Here is a 12,512-nt window from a genome sequence, read left to right as displayed (position 1 = left end):
TATGGCCACGCCGGTCAGGTGTGCCCGAGCCGACGACGGTCGACGCGGGCCAGGAGCCCGGACAGCGCTCTGTCGAACTCCTCGGGGCGTTCCAGGTTGGGCATGTGGGCCGCCGAGCCGATCACGTGGAGGGTCGCGTCGGGGAGGGCCGCGTGCATGGCCCGGGCGTCGGAGACCGGCGTGTACGTGTCGTCCGCGCCGACGACGACCAGGGCCGGGACGGTGACGCGGGTCAGCAGCTCGCGGTAGTCGGGGCGCTCGGCGCGCCCGCGCAGGGCCGCGGCGGCACCCTCGGGCGGGGTGCCGGTCATCATGCGGTGGACGTGGGCCTTGACCTCGGCGGACGCGTACGGGGCGACCATCTTCTCCAGGACCTCGTCGGCGTAGCCGCGCATGCCCTCGCGCAGGAGGCGGTCCGCCATGGCGTTGCGGGCGCGCCTGCCCTCGGGGGTCTCCGCCGCGGGGAAGGTGTCCGCCAGGACCAGGCCCCGGATGCGGTCCGGGCCCCACTGGCGGTAGCACTCCATCGCGATCTGGCCGCCCATCGACAGGCCGGCCAGCACGCAGGACTCCACCTTCAGCTCGTCCAGCAGCGCCCCGATGTCCTGCGCGAACTCCGACAGGAGCGTGCGGCCCGGGGTCACCGGCGATGCGCCGTAGCCGCGCAGGTCGGGGGCGACGACCCGGCGGGCGGGGGCGAACGCCTCGATCTGCGGGGCCCACATCGTGCGGTCGAAGGGATGGCCGTGGACGAGAACGAGCGGAACCAAGGAGGAATCGGTGCCTTTGTCCTCGTATGCAAGGAAGGGTGCCATGTGCTCGACCCTAGGCCGCCCCAACTCCTCGGTGCAATAAGATCTTTGCTCTCGGTGCAATCCGGCAGGGGGACTTGTGGACGACTACGTGCGGCTCGCCGACCGCATCGCCGACGACATCGCCGCCGGCCGGCTCCGGCCGGGGCAACGGCTGCCCCCGCAGCGGGCGTTCGCACGACGGCGCGGGATCGCCCCGTCGACCGCGGGGCGGGTGTACGGCGAACTGGTGCGCCGGGGACTGGTCGTGGGTGAGGTCGGGCGCGGCACCTTCGTCCGCGCCGCCCCGCCCGCACCGGGCGGACGGGCCCTCACCGAGCCCGCGACCACCGCGCCCGTCAACCTGGAGCTCAACTACCCGTCCGCGCCCGGCCAGTCCGAACTTCTCGCCCCCGCCCTCACTCCCCTCCTCCGCCCGGACGTCCTGACGGAAGCCCTCCGCCCGGCCGCCGCCACCGGCAACGCCGCCGCCCGCGAAGCGGCCGCCGCTCTCCTCGGCTGCCCCGACCCCGCCCGGCTGCTCTTCACCGGCAACGCCCGCCAGTCGATCGCCGCCGCCCTCGCCTCCCTGGTCCGGCCGGGCGGCCGCGTCGGCGTCGAGGCGCTGACGTACCCGCTGGTCAAGGAGATCGCCACCCGGCTCGGCCTCACCCTCGTCCCGCTCGCCACGGACGACGACGGGCTGCGCCCGGACGCCCTCGCCGCCGCCCACCACAGCGCACCCCTGTCCGCCCTCTACGTCCAGCCGACGCTGCACAACCCGACCTCGGTCACCATGAGCGACCAGAGGCGGCGCCGACTCGCCCGCACCGCCGCCGACCTGGAGATACCGATCGTCGAGGACCGCATCTGGTCCTTCCTGCGCCCCGAGCCACCCCTGGCCGTCCACGCGCCCCGTCTCACCCATGTCGTCGACGGCCTCTCCAAGCGGGTCGCCCCCGGGCTCACCGTCGGCTTCCTCGTCGTGCCGCCGGACCGGGTGGACGCGGTGGCGGGCGCCATCCGCTCCGGCGGGTGGAGTGCGGGGCGGTTCGCGCTGGAGGCGGCCGTGCGGTGGATCGGGGACGGGACCGTCGAGCGGCTGGTCGCGGCGAAACGCGCGGACGCCGAACGGCGGCAGCACCTCGTACGCCGGCACCTGCGGGACTTCGCCGTACGCACCGACCCGCACGCCTACTACGCCTGGTGGGAGCTGCCCCCGCCGTGGCGGGCGGACACCTTCACCGCGGCTGCCGCGGCACACGGCGTCGCCGTCACCCCGGGCCCCGCCTTCGCCGTCGGCCCCGGCCGTACGCCGGACGCCGTCAGGCTCGGGCTCGCCTCGGCTGCCGAGCCGGAGCTCGACCGGGCGCTGCGGACGCTCGCCGGCGTTGCCGCACGGGGCCGTACCGGCCGGTGAGCCAGGCGCCGAGGGCCACCGTCAGGCCCAGCGCGAGCAGCAGCCAGGACACCGTGCGCAGGGTCCCGGTGAGCGCGTCGTAGACCGCGCCCGCGGCCGGCCGGGAGACCTCGGCGGGCAGGCCGGCCAGCGTGATGTGCCGGCCGATCGCGACGGCCACGCCGAGCAGCGCGCCGCCGAGGGCCGTGCCGAGGCCGGTCGCGGTGACCGCGCGGCGGCGACAGGTCGCGAGGGCGATACCGGCGACGGCGAACACGACCGCGCCGACCGGCAGCCAGAGGGCGGCGACTTCCAGCACGTGGTAACCCTTCCGGAGCCCGTCCAGCTCCTTTGCCGGGAGGATGGCGACCTGGGTGTGCCGGACCGGGATGTGGCGGGCCAGCAGCACGTTGTCGGCGGCGAGTTCGTGTTTGATCCGGGTCGTGACGGGCGCCAGGTCGACCGTGACCGCGCCGGTGCGGTCGTCGTCCTCGCGCAGGGCGCGGAGCACGGCGGCGTGGGTGGCCCGCATCGCCGTGTCCCAGCCGGCCCGGAAGGCCTCGGTCTGGGTGAACGAACGCACCGCGTCCTGCACGAACGGCCCCATGGCGCCCGCCTGCGCGCCCACACCGACCTCGTGCAGCACCTCGTCCCCGACGGTGTCCGCGACCGCTTCCCGGACCGCCGGATCGGTGGCCAGCGGCGCCATCGTGCGGGTGTAGCGGCCGGTGTCGGCGAGGCCGTACGCCGCCCAGGCCGCCAGCGCCGAGCACGGGACCATCAGGCAGCACAACGCGATCAGCGCCGCCGACAGGGCGCTGCGGAGGCGGAGGAAACGTACGGACCGGGACGACACCCTTTCAGGCAACGGCCTGGGCGCGGGCGGGGCGAGCGGGGCAACTGCAATCGGGTGCATCTCCGGCCCCCTCGCGGAGCTGGGGATTCCGCTCTCCGGTGGAGGGCTCACCCGAACGGGTGTTTCCTGGTGGTGGGGAACACTTCCGGAACCTCTCCGGGCGGCTGGGTCTGGCTCCGCGTCGTCCGGTGAGTGGAGGGATGAGGGAGAAGCGTGGACCCCGGCCACCGTGCCGGGGTCCACGCGTCATGTCCGGGGGCCGTCAGGAGACGTCCGGGGCTCCGTTCAGGAGACCCGGTGGCCCTCGGCGTCCTCACGCGTGTAGTAGCGGTAGAACAGGATGACGAACACGGTCGCCGCGACCGCCAGCGCCATCGCCGTCGAGCGCAGCACGGTCGCGCCGGTCTGGCTGTACAGGAAGCCGAACGCGATACCGGCGAAGGACGTCCACGCCAGCGCGTGCACCTCCCGCTTCATACGCGGCCCCAGTCGGAGCAGCGCGAAGTACACCACGGCGAACACGAGCGCGGCGACGAAACCGAGCAGCAGGTTCCAGCCGGTGATGGGTCCGCCGTCGCGCTGGTTGGCCGCGGCCCAGTAGCCGTAGAGAAGCCCGAGCACGACGGGCACGGCCCATTTGGTGGTGCTGTGGGTGCGCGCGCTGAAGATGTCGGGTGTACCGGCGGCTCGGGTCGTGACGCCGGACGCGGGTGCCGCATGAGCCATGAGAGCACTCCTCTCTCCTCGCCCCGCCTTCCAGGGCACACCTCGGGCCGACCCCTGGCAAGTCGGCCGGCCGGCCCCACCGGGAGGGGATGCGCGGGGGGCGGGGCCGTGTTTCGCTGGGGCCCATGGACCCCGTGAGCGTTGCCGGCGGCGGGGGCGAACGGCTGCTCGACCGGTATCCCCGGGCCCGGCGCCGGGACGTGCTGCACCGGCAGCAGATGCTGCGCGTACGGGGACGCAGCGTCGCCTGGGTGCCGCCGCTGCTGCTGCTCATCGGGATTGCGCTGGTCGACCTCTACACGGAGTTCCGGATCACCACCTGGAGCGTGCTGGTGCCCGGGATCGCCGCCGCGATCTGCGGGGTGTGGGGCACGGCGATGTTCGGGGCGCTGGCGCTCGCGACGTACCTCGTCCTGGACAGCGCCTGGCCGGAGGAGTTCCGGGCCGTGCTGCCCGACTTCGTCCTGGTCGCGATCGGCGGTGTGCTGGCCGTGCTGGCGTGTGTGGTGCGGCTGCGCGGGGAGGCGCGCATGGTGCGGATGCGGGACATCGCCGAGACCACCCGGCGGACCGTGCTGCGTCCGCTGCCGGTGCCGTGGGGCGGGCTCGACCACGCGGCGGTGTATCTCACCGCGGACGTCGACGCGCGAGTCGGGGGCGACTTCTACGACATCCAGCCCGGGCTCCACGGCACGCGGGTCCTGGTCGGGGACGTGCAGGGCAAGGGGCTCGGGGCGGTCGAGACGGCGGCGGTGCTGCTCAGCACGTTCCGGGAGGCCGGGTATCACGAACGGGAGCTGCGGACGGTCGCCGAGCGGCTGGAGGTGCGGATGCGACGGCATCGGGAGCACATTTCCGCGCTCGGGCGCACGGACGGGGACCGGTTCGCCACGGCGGTGCTGCTGGGGTTCCCGGCGGATGCGGAGGCTGCGGTGGACGTCATGAACTTCGGGCATGAGCCGCCGTTGGTTGCCGGGCCGGGTGGGGTGCGGGTACTGCCGGTGGGGGACGGGCTGCCGCTGGGGCTCGGTGAGCTCGTGTCCACGGGGGCGTCGGGAGGGGCGGGTGTGTCGGGTGCGTCGGGTGGGGAGTCGCTGCCCTCGGTGCGGCGGTTTCCGCTGGCGGACGGGGAGACATTGCTGGTGACGACGGACGGGGTGACGGAGGCTCGGAACGCCGACGGGGAGTTCTATCCGCTGGCCGAGGAGGTGACGCGGATGCTTGCGGCGGACACGCGGGAGGTTCGGCCGCGGAGGTTGGTGGTGTTCGTGCGGGACGGCGTGCTGCGGCACAGCGGGGGGCATCTGGCGGACGACACGACGGTGTTTGCGGTGCGGCGGCTGTAGGAGAAGCGCTTGTTCGCCGTTCCGGCGCCGCACTGCCTTGCCGATCCTCAGGTCCCCAGGCCCTTATGGCACCGGGTGAGGCACGACTGCCCGCGGATCGGCGGCGTGGCTTACCGTGCTGGGGTGCCTGATCGACTGGGAGGGACCATGCCGGGGACCGTGTTGTTGGTGGCCGGTTCGCCTGTGGGCAAGGGGCGGCTGGTGGACGCGGCGGGGGTGCTTCCTGTGCTGGCGGCTGTGGCGCCGGGTGTGCTGGCGGGCGCGGAGACCGCGAACGTCGTCGAGCTGGCGGACCCGTTGGAGCCGCAGGCCGTGCTGACGCGGTTGCGGGCGGCCGCGGCGGCGCCGGGGCCGTTGACCGTGTACGTCACCGGGCAGATTCAGCTGGACCGGCGGCAGCGGTTGCCGCATCTGGCGTTGGCGCGTACGACGCCGGCCACCGTGCGGTACACGGGGTTTCCCTGGCACTGGTTCCGGGAGGAGCTGCGGCTGCGGGCGCCGGGGACGACGACGCTGTTCCTCGATCTGCACGCGGACGCGGAGAGCTGGGAGCTGTTGCGCTCGGTGCCGCTGGACTGCGGGCGGGAGAGCGCCGTGTACGGCAGGATCGCGCCCCCGCCGCACCGGCGGTCGCTGGGCGGACCCTCGTACATGAAGGCCGTCGCGACGATCCTGCGCAGCGGGCACCGGCCGCCGCTGGACCAGCTGCACCAGCAGGCACTGAGCCGGATCACCGGTGAGGACGTCGGCATCGTGCTGGCCGCGCAGCCGCCGGCCGTGAGCGATCCGCACGCCGCCGTCTCCGCCGCGGTCCGGGCCGGCCGGCACGCGGATGCGGACGGGCTGGCCGCGCGGTGGGAGCAGGCGGCCGTACGGGCACACGGTGCCGCCTCCGAGGAGGCGCTGCACTGGACGGAGGTGCGGGCGGATCTGGCGATGCTGGCGGGGGACGCGGCCCGCAGCTGCCGTACATGGCTCGCGGTGGCCGCCGCGCGGCTGGCCGCCGGACAGGCCGAGGACGCGCCCGCCGTGGAGGCGGCCGTGGACCGGGCCCACCACCAGTGGGGCGAGGTCCGCGATCCGGCGCGGGCCCGCGAACTCGGCGCGGCGCTGGCGGAGTTGCGTGGCCGGGTGCCCGGCCGGCGGGCCGGCGCCCTGGACCACGTACAGCAGCAGCTGCAGCGGCTTCAGCCGCAGGCACAGCACTGAGCGCCCGCGCGAACTGCCTGCGGAAGTCGCCGTCCTGACCCTCCCCGGTTCGCAACCACGGTGCCATGATGGTGAGTTATGGCTGAGGGGGATGGAGTGGCCGACCGAGTCATCCGGGTCCGCCTGGACGAGACCGCGACCGAGAGCGATGTCGGCGCGCTGCGCAAGTGGCTGGAACGGGAGCAACGGCTCGACGAGAAGGTGCGGGCGGGCGAGCTCCGGATTCACGAGCGGCGCCGTACGGACGAGTCCGGGGCCCCGATGGGCATCGCCATGGAGATCATCGTGGCGATGATCGGGGGATCCGCGTCGGTCGCGCTGAACCAGTTGGTGGTGCAGGTCGCGCATGCCGTGGAGGCGTGGCGGGAGAACCGCCGCGAGGTCGAGGACGGTGATCCGCCCGAGGCCAGCGTGGACCCCGTGGACCTCGACGGGTAGGCCGGTGACCCGTTTCGATCCGCGCGGGCGGGTGAACCGGGCACTGCTGGTGGGTGTCTCCACGTACGACTTCACGGAGCCGCCGCACGGTGTGCCGGGCGATCTGCCGGCCGTCGAGGAGAACCTGAACCGGCTGCGCGAGGTGCTGTCCCGGGGCGGCGTCTTCGGCGAGCGCCAGATCACCGTCGCCCGGTCGCCGTCCCTGGACGACTTCGAGCGGGAACTGCGTACGGCCGCCGAGGAGGCCGAGGGGCTGCTCCTGCTGTACTTCGCCGGGCACGGCGCGATTCCCAGCGCGGGCGACGAGCTGTTCCTGCAGATGCGCAACGCGAGCGTGATCCCGGGCGGGCATGCCGTCTTCCCCGGCGCGGAGATGTTCACGACCATGCTGACCTGGCTCGCCAGCAGCCCGGCCGAGCGGATCGTGGTGATCCTCGACTGCTGCTTCGCGGGCAACGCGGCCTGGATCTGGGAGACCTTCCGGGACAAGCGCCGGGTGCTGCTGCTGATGAGCGTGCAGGCCAACCACCGTATCGACGCGGGCGACGCGGTCACACCCACGCCGTTCACCGGGGAGCTGCTGCAACTCCTGGGTGGAAAGGGGGATTTGGGTTTCCGTCAGGTCTCGGACGCGCTCCGGGTCCGGATGGCCGCGGGCCGCCACGAGACGCTGCGCGGCGAGCCGTGGACCCCGCAGAGCCGGGCGGAACCCGATGAGGACGTGCTGCTGTCGGTCCGTGGGGACGGGGTGGATCAGGGGGCCTGGAGCGTCTGGGCGGCCTGGCGGGCCGGTGACGACGGGGAGCACGGCTCGCAGCGGCCCCTGCTGCTGCGGCTGCTCCCCGCCCGGGCCGCCCGCCTGCGGTGGCCCCGGCTGACCCGCATCCCGGTGCGCCCGGGCCGGCGGCACGTGCGCGGCCTGGCCCGGCGGGCCCGTGCCTGGGTCGGCGTCCTGGCCGCCCTCGCCGCCCTGGGCCTCGGCTCGTACCGCCTCCTCGGCCTGGTCGGCGGACCCGGCGACTGTGCGCCGCCCCTCGAGTTACGCGTTCTGACCGACCCGGACCTGGAGGCGACCGTCGGTGCCGCGGCCGACGCGTATCTGACGTCGGACGCGAACACCACCGGCGACGGCTGCCGACGCAGCGGCATCACCGTCTACAGCGCGGGCTCCGCCGACGCGGTCACCGCGCTGCGCCGCGATTCCGGCGCCTGGCACGAACCGCGCGAGAACCTCAACCCGCAGCGTGACATCGGCCCGCAGCCGGACATCTGGATCCCCGCCACACCGGCGGACGTCGCCCGGGTCACCACCGGCCAGGACACGGACGCGCTCGCCCTTCTGGAGCCGGACAACCAGGCGTTCGCGTACTCCCCCATCGTGCTGGCCGTGCCCCGCCACCTCGGTGTCCTCTCCCTGAACGAGCGGGCAGGACCCGCGCTCCCCGAGATGATCGGCGCCCTGCGCGAACGGGACGACCGTGCCGAAGTGCGCCGCCCCGACCCGGAGTTCGCGGACAGTGCGCTGCTCGCCACGACGGCCCTGTACGGCACGCCCGGCGCCGATCCGAGCCGCGTCGAGCAGGAGATCGCCCCGGCGGGACCGCCCGCCCGCACGGCCGCCGACCTGCTGTGCGCGCTGCCGGACGACAAGGCCGTGGACAACCGCACCGCGGCCCTGGTGCCGGAGTTCCTGATGAAGAGCGGCGTCGGCTGCGACCGGACGACCCGCACTCCGCGGCTCGCCCAGTACCCCGGCGACGTACCGGGCCTGGAGCCCGTGTTCGTCCGGGTGCGCTGGCAGGGCGCCGACCTCGACCGGGACGTGCGCGACACCGCGGCCGACGACTTCCGGGAGTGGCTCACCGGGGAGGGCGGACGCGCAGTCTTCGCCGAGGACGGCTTCCGCGCCGCCGACCGTGACCGCGTCCTGCTGGACACGAGCGGCGAGGTCCCCGAGGGGGTGCTGCGGGATCCCGCCCCGCTCGTCGAGTCCGCGGGGCGGGACGCGATGGAGACGTCGCTGAGGAAGTACCGCGACGCCCGCGGGCCCGGCCGCGTCCTGTTCCTGCTCGACAGCTCCGGTTCGATGGCGTCGCTGTGGAAGGGGGCCAGCGGCGGCCCCGGCCTGCTGAAGCAGTCGCTGGGCGGGCTCGGCGAGCAGGACGAGTACGGCGTGTGGGCGGTGGCGGACACCGACGGCAGCACGCCGTACGACACCCTGCTGCCCTTCGGCCACCACACCCGCAAGGAGGCCGAGCGCGCCATCGACGGCCGGGCCCGGGTACGGGACGCCGAGGCCGACCCGTACGCCGCCCTGCTCGCCGCCCTCGACGACATGGCCGGGCGGGGCGCCGACGACGACCGTCCCCAGCTGATCGTCCACATCACCGACGACGAGGACGCCGACCGGCTGACCGGCGCCCGCCTCGACGACGTGCTGAACAGGGCAGAGTCGGCGAAGGTGCCGATCGCCGTGGTGTCGCTGGCCGGCGGCGGCTGTGCCGCGGCCGAGCCGGGCGCCCGGATCTCCGTCGTGAGCGGCGGCCGCTGTCTGGACGCCGACGACGAACTCGGCGCGGGCCTGAGCGACGAGGTCGCGCGCACCGGAACGGGGGAGGACTGATGGCCCGACGGCTCGCCGCCCTGCTGGCCCTCCTGCTGCTCGCCGCGTGCACCGGCGGCGGGAACGGCACCGACGCCGCACCCTCCCCCGAGGTGCCCGGCGACATCGTGGTGGCCAGCGGCCGGGACGTCACCGGCAAGAACGGCATCCGCCAGCAGCTGATCGACGTGTGGAACCGGCAGCAGGAGCAGGACAACACCGGCTTCCGCGCCCGCCTGGTGGAACTCCCCGGCAGCGCCGACGAACAGCGCAGCCAGCTCCTCGGCGCCCTCCAGTCCGGCAGCGCCACCTACGACGTGGTCAACCTCGACGTGACCTGGGTGCCGGAGTTCGCCGCCGCCGGCCTGGTCCGCCCCCTGCCCGACAAGGTGATCGACCCCGACGTCATCGAGTCCGTCGCCGGCACGGCCCGCTGGGACGACAAGGTGTACGCGGCCCCGTTCAACAGCGACGTCGGACTGCTCTACTACCGCCGCGACCACCTCGAGGACGGCGGCGTACAGCGCACCGACCTGAGTGGCGGCCTGGACTGGCGGGAGCTGGAGGAGCTGGTCGACACCCTGGACGAGCATCCGCCCGAGGGCTACGAGAAGGGCTGGACCACACAGCTCGCCGCGTACGAGGGCCGGACCGTCAACGCCGTCGAGGCCTTCGCGTCCGCCGTGCCGGACCTCACGCTCACCGACGACGACGGCCACTACAACGCCACCGTCGCCCAGCTGACGCAGGGCATCGGGGAGCTGCGCCTGCGCACCCAGACGCCGTACCTGCTCCAGGACGCCGTCCACTCCGACGAGGCGGCGACGCTCGGCGACTTCGCCGACGGCCGCACCACGTTCCTGCGGCACTGGCCGTACGCGTACCGCACCCTGCACCAGTCGTTCACCGACGAGCAGCTCGGGGTGGCGCCGCTGCCCGGCCGGGCGGTGCTCGGCGGCCAGAACCTCGCGGTGACCGCGGCCTCGCAGCGGTCGGCGAAGGCGGTCGAGCTGATCAGGTTCCTCACCGGCAAGGAAAGCGAACGCTGCCTGCTGGACGCGGGGTTCGCGGCGACACGGGAGTCGGCGTACACGGACGACGCCGTACGGTGCACCGCCGCACCCACGTCTCCCTCCCCGTCCGGCGAGAGCGCCGACCGCATGCCCCGCGACCCGGCCGGCCGGCCCGCCTACGCCCGCCGCATCCTGCTTCCGGCCCTGCAGAGCGCCGTACAGCGGCCGCGCACCGCGCTGTACGGCGCGTTCACACAGACGTTCACCGCGCAGCTGGGCGCGCTGCTCGGCGACAGCCCGCCGAGCGACACGGCGCTGGCGACGAGCCTGGACGAGGCGCTGAAGAAGGCGCTGCCGGACAGGCCCTAACGCTTCTCGTAGGGATTCGCCGGCTGCGCAACCGTCCGCACGCTCCCGGCGTCGAGGACGGGCGGCCAGGCCTCGGCGGAGCCGAGCTCGCCCTCGGGACGCCAGGTACCGGTGACGGTGACCCATGTGTCCGTCGCCGGCGCATCCGCGCCCCGCACTTCGACCTTGCTGGTCGTCGCGTCCGCGGCACAGCAGGACACCAGCAGCCGTGTCACGTACCACGTGCCGTCGCCGTCCTGCGTGACGAACCCCGTCAGCCGGACCGTACGGCCCTTCAGTGACCGCTCGCTGTCATAGACCGCCCGGGAGCCGAACTCGGCGAGCGTGAGGTCGAGCACCCTCCCGGAGGGCAGCGCCGGGAACGTCCCCACCCCCTGTGCCGCCCGCTCCGCCGCCTCCCGCTGCGCGCTGTACGAGCCCAGGGCGGGCGGCGGGAAGAGCAGCAGGGCGAGGGCGGGCAGGGCCAGGAGCCAGGCGACGCGCGGACCGGCGGGGCCGTGCTGGTGCCCGTGGCCGTCGTCATCGTCGTACTCCTCGTGCCGCCTGAGCAGTACCGCCGACACCACACCCAGCAGCACCAGCGCCACCCCCGACACGATCAGGTACGGCCGCAGCCCCGCCTGCACGTACCGCAGGTACAGCTCGCTGAACGCCGAGATGCGCAGCACCGCCCCGCCGGTCAGCAGGAGCAGCACCGCCGGTCCGTAGTGCCTCACAGCAGCCACCACCCGACCAGCACACTGGACGCCACCGCCACCACCCAGGTCGCCGAGGCGAACCGCACCGCGAAGGCCCGCCCGAACGTGCCCGTCTGCAACGCGATGAGCTTGAGGTCGACCATCGGGCCGACCACCATGAACGCCAGCCGCGCGGTCGGCGAGAAACCGGACAGGGACGCCGCGACGAACGCGTCCGCCTCGCTGCACACGCACAGCACGACCGCCAGTACCGCCAGCAGCAGGACCGACAGCCACGCGGAGCCGGTGAACACGTCGAGGACCGCGCGCGGTACGGCGATGTCGAAGGTCGCCGCGGCTGCCGCGCCCAGGACCAGGAAACCGCCCGCGTGCAGGAAGTCGTGCTGGAGGCCGCTCGCGAAGCCCCGCAGGCCGGGCACCGGCGCTCTGCCCTTCCCCGGCAGCCGCAGCCACCGCTCCTTGCCGAAGCGGGCCCACAGCCAGCCCATGACCACGGCCGCCGTCAGTGAGGCGACCAGCCGGGCCAGCACCATCTCCGGCTGCCCCGGGAACGCGATCGACGTCGCCACCAGTACCACCGGGTTGATCGCGGGCGCGGACAGCAGAAACGCCAGGGCAGCCGCCGGGGCCACTCCCCGGCGCATCAGGCTGCCCGCCACCGGTACGGACGCGCACTCACAGCCGGGCAGCACCACCCCCGCCGCGCCCGCCACCGGCACGGCCAGCGCCTGGTTGCGAGGGAGCAGTCGGCTGAACACCCGCTCGGGCACGAACGCGCCGATCGCCGCCGACACCACCGTGCCCAGCAGCAGAAACGGCACGCCCTGCACCGCGACCGCCGTGAACACCGTCCACCAGGCCGCCACCGGCGGCGTGTACAGGTCCAGCGCGAGGAGTGGGCCGAGCACCGAGGCGACCGTCGCGATGGCGATCAGGGCCGCGCCGCCGACGACCGCGTGGACGAGCGCGCGCACGCCGAGGCGCAGGCCGTCGGCCAGTGTCCGTTGGTTCTCCACGCGCCTCGCCCCGCTGCTCGATTCCGGGGGCAGGCTAACCGGCGGCGCT

General features: G+C 74.1%; 11 protein-coding genes. 6 read left to right on the top strand and 5 right to left on the bottom strand.

The window, feature by feature from the left end; translation table 11 throughout:
• Positions 1–14 precede the first annotated feature (14 nt).
• Positions 15–815: an alpha/beta fold hydrolase gene (locus ACFV7R_RS33305; RefSeq protein WP_385270119.1), complete on the bottom strand. Its 801-nt coding sequence runs from the start codon at positions 813–815 to the stop codon at positions 15–17.
• A gap of 76 nt (positions 816–891) precedes the next feature.
• On the opposite strand from ACFV7R_RS33305, the gene ACFV7R_RS33300 reads away from it, so the two are divergent.
• Positions 892–2,211: a PLP-dependent aminotransferase family protein gene (locus tag ACFV7R_RS33300; RefSeq protein ID WP_385270117.1), complete on the top strand. Its 1,320-nt coding sequence runs from the start codon at positions 892–894 to the stop codon at positions 2,209–2,211.
• Here ACFV7R_RS33300 and ACFV7R_RS33295 read toward each other — a convergent pair.
• Positions 2,117–2,971, bottom strand: a complete 855-nt coding sequence (locus tag ACFV7R_RS33295; RefSeq protein WP_385270242.1) for a hypothetical protein — start codon at positions 2,969–2,971, stop codon at positions 2,117–2,119. The genes ACFV7R_RS33300 and ACFV7R_RS33295 overlap by 95 nt on opposite strands.
• Before the next feature lie 360 nt (positions 2,972–3,331).
• Positions 3,332–3,772, bottom strand: coding sequence for a hypothetical protein (locus ACFV7R_RS33290; protein WP_385270115.1), 441 nt, complete (start codon positions 3,770–3,772; stop codon positions 3,332–3,334).
• Between the two features lie 125 nt (positions 3,773–3,897).
• Here ACFV7R_RS33290 and ACFV7R_RS33285 point away from each other — a divergent pair, with 125 nt between their 5' ends.
• The 5 genes from ACFV7R_RS33285 to ACFV7R_RS33265 all read left to right on the top strand — a co-directional run bounded on the left by ACFV7R_RS33285 (position 3,898) and on the right by ACFV7R_RS33265 (position 10,749).
• Entirely contained in the window at positions 3,898–5,118 is a 1,221-nt protein-coding gene (locus ACFV7R_RS33285) for a PP2C family protein-serine/threonine phosphatase (protein ID WP_385270113.1), read from the top strand.
• A gap of 147 nt (positions 5,119–5,265) precedes the next feature.
• Positions 5,266–6,327, top strand: coding sequence for a hypothetical protein (locus ACFV7R_RS33280; protein ID WP_385270111.1), 1,062 nt, complete (start codon positions 5,266–5,268; stop codon positions 6,325–6,327).
• 96 nt (positions 6,328–6,423) lie between these two features.
• Positions 6,424–6,765 (top strand): hypothetical protein, encoded by a 342-nt coding sequence (locus ACFV7R_RS33275; RefSeq protein WP_240797517.1) that lies wholly within the window; start codon positions 6,424–6,426, stop codon positions 6,763–6,765.
• A gap of 4 nt (positions 6,766–6,769) precedes the next feature.
• Complete coding sequence (locus tag ACFV7R_RS33270) at positions 6,770–9,388, top strand: caspase family protein (RefSeq protein ID WP_385270109.1); 2,619 nt, start codon at positions 6,770–6,772, stop codon at positions 9,386–9,388.
• Positions 9,388–10,749 carry an extracellular solute-binding protein gene (locus tag ACFV7R_RS33265; RefSeq protein WP_385270107.1) on the top strand — a complete coding sequence of 454 codons (1,362 nt, stop codon included), beginning with the start codon at positions 9,388–9,390 and terminating at the stop codon, positions 10,747–10,749. The genes ACFV7R_RS33270 and ACFV7R_RS33265 overlap by 1 nt, the downstream gene beginning before the upstream one ends.
• On the opposite strand, the gene ACFV7R_RS33260 is transcribed toward ACFV7R_RS33265, so the two are convergent.
• Positions 10,746–11,465 carry a TIGR03943 family putative permease subunit gene (locus ACFV7R_RS33260; RefSeq protein ID WP_385270105.1) on the bottom strand — a complete coding sequence of 240 codons (720 nt, stop codon included), beginning with the start codon at positions 11,463–11,465 and terminating at the stop codon, positions 10,746–10,748. The two genes, ACFV7R_RS33265 and ACFV7R_RS33260, sit on opposite strands and share 4 nt — an antisense overlap.
• Positions 11,462–12,463: a permease gene (locus tag ACFV7R_RS33255; protein ID WP_385270103.1), complete on the bottom strand. Its 1,002-nt coding sequence runs from the start codon at positions 12,461–12,463 to the stop codon at positions 11,462–11,464. The genes ACFV7R_RS33260 and ACFV7R_RS33255 overlap by 4 nt, the downstream gene beginning before the upstream one ends.
• Between the last annotated feature and the right edge of the window lie 49 nt (positions 12,464–12,512).

The sequence above is a fragment of the Streptomyces sp. NPDC059866 genome (assembly GCF_042731325.1).
GTDB classification, from domain to species: domain Bacteria; phylum Actinomycetota; class Actinomycetes; order Streptomycetales; family Streptomycetaceae; genus Streptomyces; species Streptomyces flavusporus.
The sequence above is the reverse complement of the archived record's forward strand: the minus strand, read 5'-3'. Positions and strand labels throughout refer to the sequence as shown.